The sequence below is a fragment of the Saccharothrix sp. HUAS TT1 genome, from assembly GCF_040744945.1.
In the GTDB taxonomy this organism is placed as follows: domain Bacteria; phylum Actinomycetota; class Actinomycetes; order Mycobacteriales; family Pseudonocardiaceae; genus Actinosynnema.
The window spans coordinates 2,216,291-2,235,923 of record NZ_CP160453.1; the positions used below are offsets into that span (position 1 = coordinate 2,216,291).

At 73.7% G+C, this 19,633-nt stretch carries 3 protein-coding genes; 1 reads left to right on the forward strand and 2 read right to left on the reverse strand.

All coding sequences use genetic code 11. The features are described 5' to 3' along the window. Positions 1-51: 51 nt before the first annotated feature. Positions 52-15,093 (reverse strand): glycosyltransferase, encoded by a 15,042-nt coding sequence (locus tag AB0F89_RS10960; RefSeq protein ID WP_367135113.1) that lies wholly within the window; start codon positions 15,091-15,093, stop codon positions 52-54. An 871-nt stretch (positions 15,094-15,964) separates the two neighbouring features. On the opposite strand from AB0F89_RS10960, the gene AB0F89_RS10965 reads away from it, so the two are divergent. After that, on the forward strand, positions 15,965-18,031 hold the full coding sequence (locus AB0F89_RS10965) for a hypothetical protein (protein WP_367135115.1): 2,067 nt from the start codon (positions 15,965-15,967) through the stop codon (positions 18,029-18,031). On the opposite strand, the gene AB0F89_RS10970 is transcribed toward AB0F89_RS10965, so the two are convergent. Continuing rightward, positions 17,959-19,617 (reverse strand): hypothetical protein, encoded by a 1,659-nt coding sequence (locus AB0F89_RS10970; protein ID WP_367135117.1) that lies wholly within the window; start codon positions 19,615-19,617, stop codon positions 17,959-17,961. The genes AB0F89_RS10965 and AB0F89_RS10970 overlap by 73 nt on opposite strands. Positions 19,618-19,633 lie beyond the last annotated feature (16 nt).

Consider the following 19,633-nt stretch of genomic DNA (forward strand, 5'->3'; position numbering starts at 1 on the left):
ACGTCCGGGTGACCTTGATCGGTTAACCGGTCGGGTGCCGTGCGACGCAGGTCACTTGAACACCATGTCCGCCCTCACCACCCGGCGGTCCGCCTGCGGGTCCGTCGAGCCCGGCGGCACCTGCCGGCCGCCCGAGATGGGCAGCACCGGGATCTGGTGGCCGGTCAGCCGCGGCTGGTCGGGCGGCAGCCCCTCCTGCAGCTCGGCCAGCTCGCGGGCGACCTCGGCGCGGACCCACGCCGCCGCCGCGTCGGCCCGCAGCTGACCGGTGCGGGTGGCGTGCAGCGGTGAGTTGCCGTAGCCGACGACGTGGACCTCGGGCAGCGGCAGGCCGTTGCGGAACCGCCACAGCGCCGTCTTCACGGTCGTCTCCGCGACACCGGTCAGCATGCTCTGCGTGCCCGGCGGCAGCGGCTGGGCGCCCCGGGCGACCAGGTCCGGGTCGAGGTCCTTGCCGTCGGTCATGTCGACCGAGGCGGTGGCCTGCCCGGTGTGGCCGACCGTCAGCGCGACCAGCGGGTTCGCCAGCTGCATCTGGGTGTTCGGGTCGTCCACGTGGCCCCACTTGTCGAAGAACGTCTGGCCCTCCGCCTTGCTGTACTGGTTGATGAACCACATCTGGCCGGGCTGGGGCAGCGCGTCGTTGCCGACGATGCCGGAGATCGCCTGGCGGGCGGCGGCCAGGGCGTTGTGCAGCGGGTACCGCTCGGTGACCCGGGCGGTCTCCGGGTCGGTGGCCGGGTCGGCGATGATCGCGCGGTTGTCGCGGATCGCGATCAACGACTCGACGAGCTTCTTGCGCGTCGGGTCGGCGTGCGGGTCGAGCTCCAGGTCGACGGCGATGCGGTCGAGGTCCGCCTCGTGCGCCTTGAGGTTCGCCTCGACCAGCTTGGTCAGCAGGTGCTGCCGCGCACCGCCCTGGCGGACCGTCTCGACGGTGATCTGGCTCTTGTCGTCGGCGCTGTTCACCGCCACCGACCCGAAGTGGTAGCCCCAGGTCTGCGGCAGGCGCGCGCCGCTGCCGTCGGGGTTCGGGCGGGCGTGGTTGAGGCCGTAGTCCGGTTGGGGCCTGCCGTCCGGGCCGGTGGTCGGCACGGAGATGGACTGGATCACGTACGCCTCGCCCGGCTTGGCCCAGGCGTGCTGGTTGAGGCCGAACCGGCGGGCCGCCTCGTCCAGCCGCGCGCGGGCGGGCGTGCCGGGCTGGAGCGCGGAGCCGTAGGCGCGGCCGACCATCGCGGGGTCGCCGGGGCGGTCGTTGATCGCGCCGACGGCGGACTCGGGGGTGATGGTGACCCGCGGGTCGTGCGCCTCGATGGCCAGGGCGGTGGCCAGCCCGTGCATGCCGATCAGCTCCAGCGCGCCGCCGTCGCCGATCCGGCCGAGCGCGGGCGGCGTGCCCCCGTCGGCCGGGCGCAGGACGGCCTGGCTGTGCGTGCCGCCGATGATGTCGCGGGAGAACTCGCTGCACACGCCGGGCGGCAGCCCGTCGAACGTCGGCCGCACCATCACCAGGCCCCGGGCCGCGTCGCCCCGTCCGTAGTGGACCTTGTTGGCGGGCACCGCGACCAGGTCGATCTTGCTGCCGACCTCCTTGAGCCTCGCCCTGGCGTCCGCCAGCACCTCCGGGGTGGCGTAGAACTCCTTGAAGTGCCCGTCGACGTCGCCCAGCGGGACGCCGATCGTGCCGTCCGACGAGAACACCATCGCGGGCTTGGCGACCGGCTGCCGGGCGATCTGCGGCAGCACGGCGGGGAAGCCGCCGGTCCGCTGGAACGTCGGCCGGCGGTCGTGCCGGGTGAACGGCGGCACCACGCCGTCGGTCTCCACCGAGTAGTCCAGGGTCACGACGGGCTGGGCGTCGTCCTCGCGGTAGAGGCCGAGCAGCGAGTTCACGTCCGAGTCGACGTAGGACGACAGGGCGTCGGAGTCCGGGCCGTCCCCGTACAGCTCGTAGATGTCCGCGTCGGAGCCGGCCGCCGAGTCCGTGCCCGGGTTGTCGTAGAGGTCGTACAGGTCGGCGTCGGAGTTGGCATCGGAGTCGGGGTCGTACTGGGAGTACACGGACGCGGAGTACTCCGAGTACTCCGACGGCGAGTACTCGGGCTGGGAGTACACCGACGGCGAGTCCGGAGTGGTCGGCGGGGCGTGCGGCGGCGCGGCGTCGGGGGTCGGGTCGTGCGGGGTGGGGAGCTTGGTCTCCAGCGCCCACATGCGGTTCTCGATCAGCCACAGGTTGCGCGGCTTGAGGGCGGCGTCGGTGGCGTCGACGCCGGCGGTCATCGGGCCGTTGTCGGCCACGACCCGGCCCCGGCCCGGCTGGTGCTGGAAGATCGGCTTGGCGGCGTTGGTCTCGAAGTACTCGTCGTGCAGGCCGAGGAAGTGCCCGATCTCGTGGGCCAGCCGGCGGTGGTCGGTGTCGACCGGCCAGCGGAGCTGGTCGGCCCGGCCGTTCGGCGGCGCGACGGCGATCGTGGCGTGGGCCGCGGCGGGGTCGGTGGTGAACTCCACGGTGACGTGGAACTGCTCGCCGCCCGGCAGCCGGTTGCCGTTGCGGTTGAACAGCTCCTCGACGCCCCGGCGAGCGCGCTCTTGGAGCTCGCGCACCTGGTCGGGGGTGGCGTTGCCGTGGTCGAGGTGGAGCGTGACGGTGAAGTCGCGCACCGGGACGCCGTTCACGTCGAGCAGCCGGGTGTCGTAGGCGATCGGGCCGCGCCACGGCTTGAGGCGCACGCCGTCGGGGCCGACCGAGGAGTCCGACATCACGCCGCTGTCCTCGCCGCGCACGTGGGTGGTGATGGGAGTGGTGGCGCGCACGGCCTGGACGTCCGCTGTGGACGCCGGTTGCCGCGGCGCGAACCAGGGCGCGGTGAGGGCGGGGCTGTGCCGCCAGTGCGGGTTGGCCAGGACCGGGTGCGGCGGTTGGGGCGCCGGTGAGGTGATCACGGTGGTCGTCGGCGGGGCGGTCGCCGGCGCGGTGGGCGGCGGCGGTGGGGTCCAGCCGGTGGGGCGCTTGAGGTCCCAGTCGACGCGGATGTCCGCGCCGTCGGGGCGGCCCTCGGCGACCCGGACGTCGAAGGCGGCGCCGAGGTGGGCGGCGAGGGCGTTCGCGACCAGCGGCGCGTGGTGGCCGGACACCTCGACCACCGGGGGCAGGTAGCCGAGCAGGTCGCGCGTCGTCCGGGTCTCGTGCAGGGCGGTGGCGAGGGCGTTCAGCTTGGCGGTCTGCTCGGCGTCCAGCGTCGAGCCCGGCGTGAGGTCGAAGGACAGTTCGGCGGACGGCGCGCGGGTCGCCCGAGCCGGAGCGGGGGTCGGGGGCGGGGCCGGGGTGAGGGCCGGTGCCGAGGGCGGGGTCGAGGTCGGAATCGGGGGAGCGGCCGGGGTCGGCGCCGGAGGAGCCGGGCGGGAGCGCGGAACGGGGCCGGCCGGTGTCGTTGCCGGGGTCGGGACCAGGGGTGCGGGCCGGGTCGACGGGGTGGGGTTGGTCCCGCCGGGCACGGGAGGAGCCGGGGCCGCGGGAGGTGCGGGAGGCGCCGGGGGAGGAGGTGGCGGGGTGGCGTTGTAGGTGTCGACCTGCTGGTCGACCGCCGCCTTGGCCTGCCACCAGGTGAGCTGGGCGTTGTCGGCGTTCGTGCGCTCGGTCTCCAGCGCCTGCTCGACCCGGGTGATCTGGTCGCTGAGCTGCTGCCGCGCCCGCACCGCCGCGTCGTGCCGCTGCTGGGCCGTCAGCAGGCCCTGCTCGGCCTGCCGCACGGCGTCCTGCCCGTTCGTCAGGTCCGTCTGCGCCAGCGTGACGTCGTCGCGCGCGGTCCGCAGGCCGTCCAGGGCGGTCGTCAGCAGCGCCTCCGCGTCCCTCACCTGCTGCTGGAGGTCGGTGGAGCGCTGCCCGGCGTCGGTCGCCGCGGTCCTGGCGGCGGTGTGCTCGGTGGTCGCGTCGGCGAGCGCCCGCTGCGCCTGGTCGAACTCGCGCTGCCGGGCGTCGCGGGCGTCCCTGGCGTTCGTGACGCCCGTCTCCAGCTGCGGTCGCGCCGTGTCCGGCGCGGGGGGCGTGGGCGGGGTGTGGTTGGCCAACGCCCGCCCGGCCGTCCGCAGGTCCGCCTCGGCGTCGGACAGGCGCTGGGCGGCCGTGCCGTTCAGCGCCTGCGCGTCGGACAGGGCGTCCGCGCTGATCTGCTCGCGCAGCTCGGCGCTCAACCGGGCGTTGTCTGCGGTGGTCGACTCCAGGCGGAGGGTCGATAGCTCCTGCTGCCGCGTGCCGACCAGGGTGTTGGCCTGGTCGCGCCGCAGCACCGCCTGCTCCAGCGCGGGCTGCAGCGGGAGCAGCGCGGTCCGCGCGGCGGTCACGTCACCGGTCGCCGTGCCCAGCTCGGTGGTGCGGGTGGTGATCGCGTTGTCCGCCGCCGTGATGTCCGGCGCCAGCTCGTTGATCTTCGCGACCGCCGCGTGCCTGGCCGCGTCGGACGCCTCCTCGGCCAGCCGCCACGCCGCCGCCGCGTCCTTCGCGGCGGTCTGCGCGTCGGCCAGCGGGCCGTCGATCGGCTTGCCCAGCACCGACTCCACGTCCGTGGCGGGCACCCGAGCCTCGGCCGAGTCCGGCACGGTGAGGTCGAACACCGCGACGCCGCCGCCCTCCAGCCGCGCCACCACCCGGTACTCGACGTCGAACGCCACCAGGCCGGTCCGGCCGTCCGGCTTCAGGTTGCCGGTCTTGTTGTGCTGCGACCCGCCGGACACCGCTTCCGCGTCCTCGTTGGCGTGCCGCACCTCGACGCCGTTGGTGGCGAAGTTGACGGCCGGGTCGGTCGGCTTCGGGTTGGCCGGGTCGGCCGGCTGCTTCAGGCTGAAACCGCCGGCGACCGCGCCGAGCGACACGTCCCCGGTCTCCGACTGCTTGAAGTCGGTGGAGGTCGACGTCACCGTGCTGGTCGGGTTCTCCAGCTTCACCCCGTCGCTGACCGCCGCGAGCCGCGGGTTCACCAGCTTCGGGTAGACCTCCAGGTCCGCGTGCTGACCGGGGGCCAGCGACGCCTCGTCCAGCCGGATTCGCAGGGGCGACTGCGTCATGCCGGGCAGGGCCGGCTGGAACTGCTCCGAGCTGATCGTGGACAGCAGCGCGTTGAGCGCGCCGGTGCCCTTGCCGGTGATGCCCGCCCGGGCGCCCGCGGCCGTCAACGCCGTCACGGCGACCCGGCGCACGTCGGCCACGCCGCGCAGGGTCTCCACCGACGCGCCGGGCGGCAGCACCACGGGGGTGCCCGCCGCCCGCCACGCCGCCAGCTGCGCCGGCCGCGCCTCCGAGGCGTTGCGCTGCACGTCCGTCGCCGAGTACGGCGTGTGCGCGTTGCCCCCGGCGGGGGGAGCCACGCGCTGGTTGTCGGCGTGCAGCCGCACGCCCATCTGCTGCGGCGCACCGCTGTCGGACCGCCCGACGACGGTGTCGCCCCGCTCCACCACCAGCTCGAACTGGATCGGCACGCCGTAGCGGGCCGCCGGGCCGGAGCCCGCGCGCAGGTGGCCGAACTGGTCGGTGGTCGCGTTCGTGGTGGACGTCGTCTTGGCGCCGCCGATGCTCGCGGCCGCGGACACGCCCGCCGAACCCGACAGGTTGGGGTTCGCGCTGCCCGGCTGCCCCAGGCCCGGCGCCCGCACGCCCAGGCCCCACGCCGTGGTGCTGTCCCGGGTGTCGCTGTCCTTGCGGGACGACGAGATCGTGTGCTCGATGTCGACGCCGTCGTTGACGACGTCGCGGAACACCGGCGTGCCCGTCGTGGCCCTGAGCATCACCTGGAACGCCTGCTTGCCGAACACGCCGGGCTTGTGCACCAGCAGCGGCACGCCGCCGTCCAGCGCGCTGTCCACCAGCGCGGTCGACCCGGTCTTGGACGTGAGGTCGACCAGCCGCTGGAGGTTGTTCATCGAGTCGTTCAGCACCGAGTCCGGCAGCAGGTCCGGGCCGAGCTGCCGCATGTTCGCCCGCAGGTCGGTGACCAGGTTGGACAGGTCGGGCATCTCGTCGACCAGGCTCAGGCCCAGCGCGCCCGGCTCGCCCGCCGCCACCATCCGCGGCGGCTCCATCGAGCCGAAGTTCGGCGAGGTGTGCGCGGGCAGCGGCGGCAGCAGCCCCATGCCGCGCGCGGTGTCCTCGCTGACGCGGGCGAACACGCCACCGGGCAGCGTCACCACCGAACCGGCGACCCGCGGCGTCCCCTTGTAGACGCTGTTGCCCGACCGCGACTCCGCGACCAGCGTCACGTCCGCGTCCAGCTGCACCAGCACGGTGCGGGTCTTCGGCGCGGTGACCCGGTTGCGGTCCACGCTGCCCGCGACCTCGCTCGCCGTGGTCGACGCCTTGGCCCACGGCGTCCACTTGCCCAGCAGGCCGATGCCCCCCGAGCCCTTCGGGGCGGTGGTGGGCTTCATCGGCACGTTGACACCGAGGGTCGCGTCCACCGACTTGCTGTCGGTCTTGCTGCTGCCCGCCCTGTAACCGCCGGTGGCGGCGTTCTCGGTCGGCGTGGAGTCCGAGATGGACACCAGGCGCGGGTTGCTCAGCGCGACGGACGTGCCGAGCGCGCCGGTGCGGTCGGTGACCCGGCGGCCGTACTTGAGCGAGCCCTCCTGCATACCGGTCTGGACCATCTTCGACAGGTTGGCCTTGAAGCTCTCCGCGGCGTACGCCTTGTCGATCCGGCCGCGGGACTCGGTGCCCGGCACGGTCAGCGACGTGTCGCCGTCGGCGGCCTGGCCCATCAGCCGGATCGCCTCGTCGAGCACGGCGTCGGTGTTCACCACCGCCTCGACGTGCAGGATCTCCGGCGCGGGCGGCCGGGTGGCGCTGAGCAGGTCCTTGATCGTGCCCGGGTTGGCCAGCGGGCGCGTGGTGGGCGCGCCGGGCGCGAACACCGCCGGGTCCGACGTCATGGTGGAGCCGTCGGACACCCACAGCTTCACCGGGCCCGCGATCGGCGCCAGGTCGTCCGCGACGTTGGGGCCGCCGTTGGTCTTCGCGACCGTCCGGGGCTCCGGCACCTGCCGGAACGGCGAACCGGGCGTCAGCCGCTTGACCCAGGCGCGGTTGCGGCTGAACGTGGTGATCTCCACGTCGAACACCACGTTGTGGTCGAACAGCTGGGCGTCGGCGCTGCCCACGTTGAGCGAGGTGCTGTTCACCGTCGGGCCGGCGGTGGTCTTGGTCGAGGTGGAGCTGTTGTACTTCACGCCTGCCTGCGGCGCGGGGGTGAGGGTGGTGCTCCCGGACACGGCCGGGATGACGACCCGGCCCTCGACGCCCGCGCTCCAGCCCTTCTGGGACGTGGTGGAGCTGTCCAGCCTCGGACCGGTGGAGGCCGAGCCGCGCACGTTGCGGCCGTCGGCCTCGCCCAGGTGGACGCCGGGCGCGACCCGCGCCTTGATCTTGATGTTGACGTACTCGGTGGTGGCGAAGCCCCGCTTCTTCAGCTGGACGTCCACCCCCGAGCCCATCAGGCCGTCCATCCTCCCGGCCAGCGCGGCGCGGGAGATCTCCGCGTCGATCTTGCGCTGGTTGGCGGTCAGCTCGGCCAGGTCGGCGTGCTTGACCCGGCGCAGCGGGTCGGCGTTGGGCGTGCTCCAGTCGGGCAGGAAGCCGCCGAGCCGCCGCAGGGCGTCCTCGACCTGGGTCTTCACCCGGGCGGCCGGCTCGAACGAGCCGACCTTGGCGTTGCCCGCGGCCAGCGACGCGGCCAGGTACGGCGGGGCGTGCCTCGTGCCCGCGGTGCCCGGCTTGGTCAGGTCCGGCCGCGTGCCGGGCGGCACCGGCAGGTTCTGCGCGGACGCCTCGGGCAGACCGACGCGCTGGTAGGTGGTGACCGGGATGTCGACGGTGGCGCCGTCGGTCGTGCGGACCTGGAGATGGGCGGTGATCTTGTAGAGGCCCACGCCGTTCTTGATCTGGATGCCCGCGCGGGTGCTGCTGCTCACGCCCGCCGAGGACGTCTCCGCGGTGCGCGCGGAGATGCCGCCGACGAAACCCGCGCTGCCGCCGACCTGGCCGGGGACGATCGCGCCGCCGCCGATGCCCGCGTTGATGTCGAAACCGCTCTTGGTCGTCGTCGTCACACCGGTGCTGGTGCTCGCGACCTCGTGCACGCGCAGCTGCGAGCCGTCGTGCGTGCCGACCAGCTCGGCGCTGACCAGGTTCACCCGAGCCTGGAGCACGTCGGCGTGTCCACCGTGCTCGCTGACCAGGTCCGGTGACGTCACCCAGCCGCTGAGCATCGGGCCGAGGTTGTCGCGGACGGTGGTCTCGCTGATGAAGTCGAGCAGGGCCGTCCGGCCCGGCGAGCCGACCTTGGTGATCGACGGGTGCAGGTGCGCGGCGATGTCGGCGAACGCCTGCGCGCTGTTCAGGCCGGTCACGGCCTCCGGCACCGGGTGCTCCAGCCGCGCGCCCCAGCCGGCCGGGGGCGTGACCCGCGTCAGGGCCGGGTCCGGCGGCGTGAGGGTGGTCAGCTCGTGCGGGACGTGCAGCGTCACGTCGACGTCGCCCGCGGCGTCGGTGGTGACCGTGGTGCTGGTCGGCGGCGTGCCGTCCGCGGGGGTGAGCGTGACCGCGTACGAGACCGGGACCTTGACCTGCGTGGAGTTGTCGCCCGAGCGGATGATCCGCTGGTCGGCGGCGGTCGTCGTGGTGGTGCTGGACGAGACCGGCTGGGCCAGCGGCGCCTTCACGCCGAGCGAGCCGGTGACGCCGACGGCCATGCCCGCCGAAGCGGCGACGCCGATGTCGTTGCCGGTGGCGATGGTGCTGGTGGCGGACGCGGTGACGGCGCTGTTGGCCGCCACGTCCACCTTGGTCTTGGTCGGCGGGGTGGTGGTCGCGGCGGCCTCGTCGGCCGGCGTGCGCAGCGCGGCCTGCACGTGCGCGTCGAACCAGGACCGGCCCACCTTGACCTGGAAGTGCCTGCCGCCGCCGAGGAACGACTCGAAGTCGCCGGTGACGGCCGCCTCGATCCCGTCCAAGCCGACCGGCGTCACCCCCGCTCGCTGGGGCAGCAGGCCGGTGATGGCGGTGACGACCTTCGCCGCGCCGTTGACGTCGCGCGCCCCCACCGAGCCCAGGGCCCGGCCGTCCTGCACGAAGTCCGGGAGGGTCGGCAGCGAGGGCAGGAGGGGACCGGCCTGGGCGGTGTTCAGGGTGACCAGCGGGATCGCCGGGGCGGGCGTGGACCGGAACGGGTTGCGGAACGACGGCGCGGGGCGGGTGTCGGGGGTGGCCCCGGGCTCGGTGTCGGTGTCGGGCTTGGTGTTGGCGTTGGTGGTGGGCTTGGTGTCGGTGGGCGCGGTGGGCGCGGTGCCGGTGCTGGTGCCGGTCGGCCCTTCGGGGTGCGCGGGGTTGGCGCCGGTCGGCCCTTCGGGAGGCGCGGGGTTGGCGCCGGTTGGTCCGTTGGTGGTGGGGCGGGTGGTCTGCGGGGCCTCGTAGGGGGTGTCCGGCACCATGACCTGGCCGTTCGCCGTGCGCTCGACCAGCCACAGGTGGCGCGGGCGCAGGGCGGGGTCGGCTTCGTGCACGTCCTGGCCCATCAGGCCGCCGTCGCCGCGCACGACCGCGGAGCGGACGCCGTCGTCCGGCTTGGCCAGGAAGACCCGCGTCCCGTCCTGGTACTCGTCGGGCACGCCGAAGTAGTGCGCGACCTCGTGCGCGACCACCTCGGGCGACGCGTCGGGGTTCCAGGTCAGCTGGTCGGTCCGCCCGTCGCCGACGGTGATCGTGGTGTGCGCGTCCGCCGGGTCGTCGGTGAACTCGACGGTGGCGTGGAACTGCGCCCCACCGGGCAGGTGGTAGCCCTTGTTCAGGATTCCGTCCACGCCCTTGAGGGCGTTCTCGCGCACCTTGGCCAGGGCGTCGGGGCCGACGCCGTCACCCGGCTCGAGGTGCACCTTGAGCGTGAACTCCTTGACCCACTTGCCGTTGTCGGCCTGGATGCTGCGCAGGTCGTACTTGACCAGGCCCTTGTAGGACCTGATGTCGCGCACGCGGCCCTGCACCGTGCTGTCGGTGCGGACGTCGGCGACCTCGGTGTCGACCGTGCGGACGTGCGCGTGGTCGCGGCGGTGCTGCCACTGCGCGGGCGCGACCTTGCCGTCGGTGCCGAACCACGTCGCCGTGGTGGCGCGGCTGTGCCGCCACGACTCGTCGCTCAGCACGTCCTTGGTGGGCTTCGGGCTCGCTTCGGCGTCCGGGGGGAGCGCGGACCGGGAGGTCGTGCCCGCGTCGATGTCCCCGGGGGTGGGCATCGGTGGTTCGGGGCGGACGGCGGGTGCGGTGTCGGTGTTGGCGCTCGGGTTGGCGGCGGGCTGCTGCGGCGGCGCGCCCACGTCCGGGAGGTTGCGCGCGGCGAGGGCGTTGTTCGCCTCGCTCAGCAGGTCGAAGGCGTGCTCCACGTCCTCGTCGAGCCGCGCCTGCTCCTCGGGGGTGATCGGGCCGAGCATCGCGTCCTGGCGCGCGGCCACCGCCTTGTCGTACGCCGCGACGGCGTCGGCGTGCAGCTGCTCCGGGATGACCACGTCCGCGGTGAGGTCCTGGTCCTGACCGCGTTGCAGGGCGGTGGCGATCTGGTCCAGCGAGTAGCCGCCCTGGAACAGCGCGGGCATCTCCGGGAGGATCACCGGCTTGAAGCCCTGCTCCAGCAGCAGCCTGGGCAGCAGCAGGTGGACGTTGAGCCGCCGGTTGCCGTCCGCGAACGGGTGGATGATGTGCGACGTGCGCACCACCCGTGCGATGGCCCGCAGCTTCTCGTGGTCGGTCCTGGCGTTCGCGGTGTCCTGGTAGTAGGTCTCCAGCACGGTGTCGATCAGCCCCGGCGCCGCGCCGGGGGCGTAGTTCGTGGTGATCACCTTGTTGGGGTAGGTGATCGAGTCGAGCAGCACGAGCGGCTGCACCGCCTTGATGTCCGGCCGCTGGTCGACCGGTGTGGCGAAGTGCTTCTGCAGGTCGAGCATCAGCGGTCGGCCGCCGACGGTGTCGCTGAGCACGTCGGGGTGCGGCTGGTCGGCGCGCAGCGGGAAGTTCGTCGGCACCAGCTTGCCGTGGTCGGTGACCTTCGCCGACCAGTCGAACTGCTTGTCCAGGCTCTGCGTGGCCAGCTCGTGCATCCGCTTGTAGTCGGCGGACGTGAGCCGCTGCACCGCCATGTCCGACGGGTTCAGGACCTCCTGGTAGGCGGCCTCCATGCCGGCCTGGAAGCCCGGTGACTGCTGGGTGTCGTAGAGGTGGCCGGGGTTGTCCGGGAGCGTCGCCTGGGCCTCGGCGTGGTGCGTCGGGTCGAGGTAGAGCCGCCACCACTGCTCGCGCGGCAGCACGGACTCCAGCTTCTGCGGTTGCCGCGCCGGCGCGGGCGCGTCGGCCGGGGTTTCGGTGTCGGCCTGGGACTCGGTGTCGGCCTGGGACTCGGGCGGGGCGCCGAACGCGCGTTCGTGCCACTGCTCGAAGGACTGCTCCGGCGACCGCTCGGCCAGCTCGACCGCGCCGATGGCGTCCGCCGCCCGCTCGGCGCGGTTCGTGGCGGCCTCGACGTCGGCGGTGTGCCGCGCGACCACCTCCGGGTCCGCGCCGCCGGTGATCGCCTCGAACCGCCGCTGGGTCGCCCGGTCCACGTCCTGGCGCGCGGTGTCGTAGGTCGCCTGCGCCTGCGACCGCGCGGGTGACGGCGCGCCCGGCGCGCGCGGGGACGGCGGCGGGACGTCCGGTGTGGACTCCGCCGGCGACGGGGCGTCCGATGTGGACTCTTGGGGGAAGTTCGGCGTCTTGTGGGTCGGGCGGGCGTCGGTGACCTCGGTGATGTCGAGGCTCCCGCCGCGCGGACTGGGCGCCGGCGTGTCGCCGTGCGTGGTCCTGCGGTCGAGCTGCGCCTCGCTCTCGTCGGTGAGGAAGTCCAGGCCGCCCCAGGTCTGGCGCAGCCCGGGGTCGACCTGGAGGTGGCCGTTGGCCGGGTCGGCGAAGTCGGCCCACTTCGTGTCGGCCGGCCACTTCCCGTTGGCCTTGAGGTGCTGCTCCAGCTGCAGCTCGATGAACCGGGGACCGGTGAGCGTGGCGGCGTTCTGGCTCAGGTCCTTGCCGACCATGGCCATCTGGACGCTGTAGTCGTCGGTCTTCGGCAGGTTGTCGATCAGGCGCTGGAGGAAGGGCGAGTTCGGCGGGGAGACGATCAGGTTGTTGTTGAACCGGCCCGCGTCGTACTGGTGGTCCACGACCCGCTGCAGGGGGCTCTTGCCCGCGTCCGCGTCGGTCGGGGGAGGCAGTTCGGCCGAGATCCGGTCGAAGGCCTCCTGGTCGCGCACCAGCGGCGCGAGGAACGGCACGGCCGCGCCCGTGGTCGACATCTTCAGGTCCGCCGGCAGTTGCACCTGGCCGGGCGCGATGTCGACGTCGACGTAGACGCCGCCCCGCTTGTTCAGGATGTGGTAGCGGGAGACGTCCGAGGCGAGCGCGTACGCGCCCTTCTCGATCGCGAGGTCGTAGAGCTTCTTGGCCCTGGTGTCCAGGGCGGGCACGACGCTGCCGCCGGGCACGGGGTTGAACAGCGCCCGGTCGACCGGGCGGTGCGCCACGACACCGGGGAACCGCGCCTCCAGGTCGGCGAGCAGCTGCTGGTTGCCGGGCTTCGCGGCGGCGGACGCGTCGGTCCACAGCCGGATGCGCCAGCCGGACTTCTGCGCCTCGGCGGCCCACGCGCCCAGGTTCGCCTTCGCCGACGGGCTCAGCTCACCGCCCAGCCAGACGAACTGGAGCTTCTTCGGCACGTCGGCGTCCCGACCGCCGCCCACGACCGCCACCGGCGCGTTCGGGTCGTCCCAGCCCCACGGCGGGGTCTTGTCGCGGCCGAACTTCATGTTCGGCGGCTTGACGTCGGAGTCCTGGCCCGGCATGTCGGCCCGGCTGTCCGGGTTGCTGACGCTCGGGTTGACCGGGTTGTCCACCCGGCCGGTCTCCGGGTCGACGCGCGAGGGCGTCATCACCTCGGGGCTCGGTCCGCGCTTGTCGACCAACCACAGGTCGCGCGGCATGACGTGGGCGCCCGGCTTGTCGGCGTGGGGGCCCATGATGCTGCCGTCGTCGGCGACGCGGCCCTTGCCGACGACCTCGGTGGTGCCGTCGGTGTGCGTGATCGTCTTGCCCGGCGAGTGCTGGAAGATGCTCGGGTTCTGGTCGGGGCGCTCGAAGTAGGAGTCGTCCAGGCCGCCGGAGTGCCCGCCGATCTCGTGCGCGAAGTGCACGGGCTTGGCGTCGATCGGCAGCTGGAGCTGGTTGGGGTGGCTGCCCGGCGGGGTGATGGTGACGCTGCCGGTCGCCTCGTCCGGGTTCGTGGTGAACTCGATGTTGACGTTGAGCTGGTCACCGCGCGGCAGGCCGAAGCCCTGGTTCCAGAACTGGTCGGCGCCCTTCTTGGCGTTGTCCTTGAAGTTCTGGAGCTGGTCGGGGGTGTAGGCGTCGGCGTTGGGCAGGAACAGCTTGAAGGTGCGGTCCTGGACGACGGTGCCCGGCTTGCCGTCGACGCCGGGGAACTCGATGCGGCGCGCTTCGTAGCCGATCTGGTTGCCCCAGGTGGACAGCTCGAACTTCGGGCGGCCGTCCGGGCCGATGGTGATCCGGCTGTCGTTGGTCAGGCCGCCGACGTCGGCGAAGTGCCGGACGGGCGGGACGTCGGCGCGCACGGCGTCGACCCGGTCCGGGCTGACCGGGTTGGGGTGCTTGGTCCAGGACGCGTCGGGGTCGCCGTGGTCCTTGCCGCTGTGCCGCCAGCTCTCGTCGTTGATCAGCTTGTCGGCGTCGGACTGCTTGGGCGGCGCGACCGGGTCGGGCGTCGTGCTCGGGGTGGTGTCGAGGTCCCTCGGGGTGGCTGCCGGGTCCGAGGTGGGGAAGTTGGGCGTCTTCGTGGCCGGGGCGGGGTCGGGCGTCGAGGTCTCGGGCGTCGCCGAGTCGGTCTCGGGTGCCTTCGGGGCCGGGTCGGGCGCCTTCTGGCTCGGCTCGGGACCGGCGGGCGGCGTCTCGCGGTCGAGCTGGGCTTCGCTCTCGGGGGTGATGAAGTCCAGGCCGGACCAGGTGGCGCGGGCCTCGGGGTCGACCTGGAGGTGGCCGTTCGAGGTGTCGACGAAGTCGGCCCAGCTGGTGCCGGGCGGCCAGGTGCCGTTCGCCTTGAGGTGCTTCTCCAGCTGGGACTCGATGTAGCGGGGTCCGGTGAGGGAGGCGGCGTTCTTGCTCAGGTCCTTGCCGACCAGCGCCGTCTGGACGCTGTAGTCGTCGGTCTTGGGCAGGTTGTCGATCAGGCGCTGGAGGAAGGGCGAGTTCGGCGGGGAGATGATCAGGTTGTTGTTGAACTGGCCGCCGTCGTAGAGCTGGTCGATGACCCGCTGCATCGGCGTCTTGCCCGCGTCGGCCTCGGTCGGGGGAGGCAGTTCGGCGACGAGCCGGTCGAAGGCCGCCTGGTCGCGCAGCAGTGGGGCGAAGAACGGCACGGCCGAGCCCTTGGTGGACATCTTCGGGTCCGCCGGCAGTTGCACCTGGCCGGGCGCGATGTCCACGTCGACGTAGGCCCCGCCGCGCTTGTTGAGGATGTGGTAGCGGGCGATGTCGGAGGCGAGGGCGTAAGCGCCCTTCTGCAGGGCCAGGTCGCTGAGCTTCTTGGCCTTGCTGTCGAGCGCGGGCACGATGCTGCCGCCGGGGACCGGGTTCAGCAGGGAGCGGTCGACCGGGCGTTGGGCGACCACGCCGGGGAACTGCGCCTCCAGGTCGGCGAGCAGCTGTTGGTTGCCCGGCTTCGCGGCGGCGGACGCGTCGGTCCACAGCCGGACGCGCCAGCCGGACTCGGCGGCCTTGGCCGCCCACTCGGTGATGTTCGCCTTCGCCGACGGGCTCAGCTCACCACCCATCCAGACGAAGTGCAGCTTCTTCGGCACGTCCGCGTCCCGACCGCCACCGACGACCGCTGCCGGGGCGTCCGGGGTGGCGCGGGGGCTCGGTGCGGCGGGGGCGGGGTTGGGGGTGGCGGCCGGGTCCGGGGTGGAGGACGGGAAGTTCGGCGTCTTCCGACCGGGGGGCGTGACCAGTCCCACCACGACGGGGGGATTGGTCGGCGGGGCGTCCTTCGGCTTGGTGTCGGGGGTGTTGCCGACCTCGGTCTTGGGGCCGTCTGCCGGTGCGGGTCGGACGTCGGGGGTGCGCGGCGCGGGCGCCGGGGGGCGTGAGTCGGCGGGCGGGGCGGACAGCGGGTTCGCGGTTGGGCTCGCGGGCGGGCTCGCCGGTGGGTTGGCTGCCGGGCTTGCGGGTGAGTTGGCCGGTGGGTTCGCGGGCGGGCTGGCCGGTGGGTTGGCAGCTGGGTTCGCGGGCGAGTTGGTGGTCGGATTCGCTGCCGGGTTCGCAGGTGGGTTGGGGGTCGGGCTCGCGGGTGGGTTCGCCGCCGGGTTGGCCGGTGGGTTGACGGCAGGATTCGCCGTGGGGTTCGCGATCGGGCTCGCGAGTGGGTTGGCCGGGGCGCTCGCGGGTGGGCTCGTGGGTGCGTTGGCGGGCGGCGGTGTGCTGATTGGCGGAGCCGGTTGGGCCGGGGGCGGCACGGTGCCACTCGGCGGGTTGACCGGTGGTGCGGTCTTCGGGGCCGGGGCCGGGGCCGGGGTCGGAGCCGGAGCCGGAGCCGGAGCAGGGGTCGAGGTCGGAGCCGGGGGCGGGGGCGGGGTGGGAGTCGGGGTCGAGGGCTGAGTGGGCGGTGTTGCGGTGGGCGGTGTTGCGGGCGGGGCGGTGTTGGCGAGTGGGGCCGGGGGTGGGGTGGGGCGTGCTGCGGGTGGCGCAGTGGTCGCGGGAGGGGCCGTTGGTGGTGGGCTGGTCGGTGGTGCGGTGTTGGCAGGCGGCGGGGTGCTGACCGGCGGGGTGGTGGTGCGGGGTGGGGTGGGGGTTGTGGCGGGCGGTGGGGTGACTGCTGCCGGCGGGAGAACCGTGGCCGGAGGGGTGGCCGGTGGTGGGGTGAACGCCGGGGTGGCCGGTGGCTTGCTCGCCGCTGGAGGAGCCTGGACGCCGGGGGTGGCCGGGGGCGCGCTCACGGTCGGCTTCGGGGCCGGTGGGGGTGTGGAGGGCGAGGTGGTCGGGGCCTTGGTGATGGTGCTGTCGCCGGTCGGTGGCTTGGGCGCGTCGAACACGCCCTTGCCCGGCCCGCCCGCGTACTTGCTCGACCGGTCCGTCGACGGGGTCGCGGGCGCGCTCGCGGCCGGTGGGGCCATCCCGCCCATGACCGGAGCGCCCCCCGGCGGCGGAGTGCCGGGGGAGACCTTCGGGCCGGTCGACGGGGGGACCGTCGACGTGCTGGGGGTGTTCGTGCCGGTCACCGGCGCGCTCGTGCTCGGCACGTTGGGCGCGCCGGTGGTCGGCTTGGGCGCCGGTGGCGGCGTCGAAGTGCCCGAGGCCGGGGCCTTGGTGATCGTGCCGTCGCCGGTGGGGGACTTGGGCGCGTCGAACACGCCCTTGCCCGGCCCGCCGGTGAACCTGCTCGACCGGTCCGACCCGCCCGCCGCACCCGGAGCGCCGCCGGGAGCCATCGGGGCGCCGGCCATCGGGGGCGGGGTCGCGCTGGGCGTGCCGGACAGCGCCCCGGAGATGCTGCGGGACGCCGTGCTCGCGCCCGGACCGGTGGCGCCGGTCATCGGACCCGCACCGGGGGTCGGACCGCCCTTGACCGACGGGCCACCGCTCGACGCCGAACCGGGCGCGCCGGGCACACCGGGCATCCCGCCGCCGGGCATCCCGCCACCCCGGGAACCACCCGACGCCCCGGGAGGACCGGAAACACCCGGCACCGGTCCGATCGGAGGCCCACCGGTGCCCCGCGACCCACCGGGTGGGGTCGTCCCCGTGGCGCCGGGCACGTTCTTCACCGGGCTGACCTGGGGACCACCGGTCGACTTCGGACCACCGGTCCCGGTCGGCCCCGACCCGCCGCGCACGTTGGTCACCGGCGACACCACCGGTCCACCGGACCCCTTCGGGCCGCCGGTCCCGGTCGGCCCGGTCCCACCGGGCACGTTCGTGATCGGCGACACCGCCGGCCCGCCCGGTCCCCTGACCCCGCCGCTCCCGGTCGGCCCGGTCCCGCCGCGCACGTCGGTGACCGGGGTGACCGCCGGCCCGCCGGGCCCCTTCACGCCGCCGCTCCCGTTCGGACCGGCTCCACCGCGCACGTTCGTGACCGGCGCGACCGAGGGCCCACCGGGCCCCTTCGGGCCACCGGTCCCGTTCGGCCCCGACCCGCCGCGCACGTTGGTCACCGGCGCGACCGAGGGCCCACCGGGACCCTTCGGGCCGCCGGACCCGTTCGGCCCCGTCCCACCGGCGATGTTGCTCACCGGCGACACCACCGGCCCACCGGGACCCTTCGGGCCGCCGGACCCGTTCGGCCCCGTCCCACCGGCGATGTTGCTCACCGGCGACACCACCGGCCCGCCGGGCCCCTTCGCCCCGAGCGGCCCGGCGCCGGGGGAGCCCGGCGGCCTCTGGGCGTTCGAGTTGGGGTCGATCTTGCTGAACTGGTCGCGGCTGAACTGGTCGTTCTGGACGTGCGTCTGCTGCGTCGCCTTGATCCCCGACTGCACGTTGCCCATGGCGGTGGAGGCGTTGTTGGCCTGCTGCACCGAGGCGTCGTTCGAGCTGTTCAACGCGGGCACGGCGACGATCCCGATCGGACCGAGCGCGTTCGGCGCGAGCTTCAACCCCTGCAACCCGCCGGAGATCGCCGCCAGCCGCGACTGGAAGTCACCGGCGCGCCGCTGGAGGCCGTCCATGGTCGACTCGCTCATGCCGAACCCGGAGCCACCGGTCGGCCCGCCCACCGGTGGCGCGGCGGGCGGTGGCGACGACGGGTTGCCCGAGGAGTTGGGGTTCGGGTTCGGGCTGACGCCGCCGCCACCGCGTGCCATGGCTGGTTCTCCGGGGTTGTTCGGTCAGACCTGGACGGAACTGGTCGACGTCCCGCTGGACGTCGGCTGCGAGTACTGCGACTGGTACGAGTCGTAGCTCGACTTCGCCGCCTCGCCCGCCGCCTTGGCGTCGCCGGCGGCCTGCTCGACCTTCGAACCGGCCTGCTCGGCCTTGCGCGACGCCTCCTCGGCGGCCTTGATGTCGGCCTCGGCGCCGGACGCGAACGCCTTGGCGTTGGCCTCGGCCGCCGCCGCGTTGGCCGCCGCGTAGTCGACGTTGGCCTGCTCGTAGGAGGCGTTCGCCGCCTTCGCCGCGTCGTTCTTGGCCGACATGTCGTTCTCGGCGGCCGTGCGACCGGGGTCCTCCGGGCCGGGGTTGTTCCGCTTGTACTCCTCGTACGCGGCCTTCGCGGCCTCGTCGGCGGGCTTGGCGGCGTTGAGCGCGTCGTTGCTCGCCTTGGCCGCGTCGGCGACGTCGCGGCTCTCCTTCGCGGACGCCTCGGCGGCCTTCGCCGCTTCCGAGCGCAGCGCGTCGGCCTCGCCCTTGGCCTGCTCGTACTTCGCCATCGCGGCGTCGTAGCCGGCCTGGTCGCCGCGCGCGGCGGCGGCGTTGGCCTCCTCGATGGCCGAGTTGACCTTGCCGTTCGCGGCGGCGGCCTTCTCCGAGGCGGCGTTCAGCGCCTCGTTGGCCTTCTTGGCCTCCTCGGCGGCCTTGGCCTCGGCTTCCTTGGCCTGCTCGTACTTCTTGTTGGCCTCTTCGGCCTTGTCGTTGGCGTCGGTGACCTTGTCGTCCTGGACGTCCTTGGCCAGCGCCTTGTCGATCTCGCGGTCGACGCCCTTCTGCGCCTTCCACGACTCGTAGCCGACCTCGGCCACGTCGGCGACGTTCTCGAACCGGTTCCAGCCCTTGCCGACCTTCTCGGTGATCTCGTCGAGGTTCTTGATCCGGGCCATCTGCCGGCCGAGCGCCGCGGTCAGCCGGGCGATCCGGGACGCGATGTTCACGCCGAGCGCCACGGCCTTGCCGACCGCGAAGCCGATGTAGGCCGCGATCGACGCGCCGAACGTGATGACCGCGGTGGCGGCGGCGATCAGCGCGCCCGCCAGCAGCGACCCGAGCAGCTGGGCGATCAGGTCGCGCACGATGTCGCGCAGCACGGACACCAGCACGCCGCAGATCGCGACGATCTTCGCCTTCTGCTCGACGGCGTTGGCCAGCGCGTCCAGCTCCTGGCCCATGGCCTCCATGTTCTTCGCGAACGCCTCCGACGACGCGCCGCTCCACCCGTCGAACGTGGCCAGCTCGCGCCGGTGGTCCTCGGCCAGCACCCGCAGCTCGGCGGCCTGCTTCTTGGTCGCCTCGACGTTGGCGTTGATCTCGTCCGGGTCGCCCATGAGCTGGTCGAGCGGTTCCTTGAGGAACGACACGTGCTCGATCAGCCAGCCGATGCCCGCGCCGAGGATCGTGCCGAACGGGTCCACCGCGAGCATGGCCATGGACGACGCCGTGCCGATCGCGGCGAACGTGATGTCCAGCGCCTTCTCGGTCTCGGTCTCGGCGTCCTTGCCGATGGTGGTGATCATCTCGTCCCACGCCGAGATGAACAGGGAGCCCTTGAACTTGTTCTGCTCGGTGATCTCCATGCCGGGCGGCGCGGCGATCGGGGTGTCGGGGGCGGTCATCGCTCAGGGTCTCCTC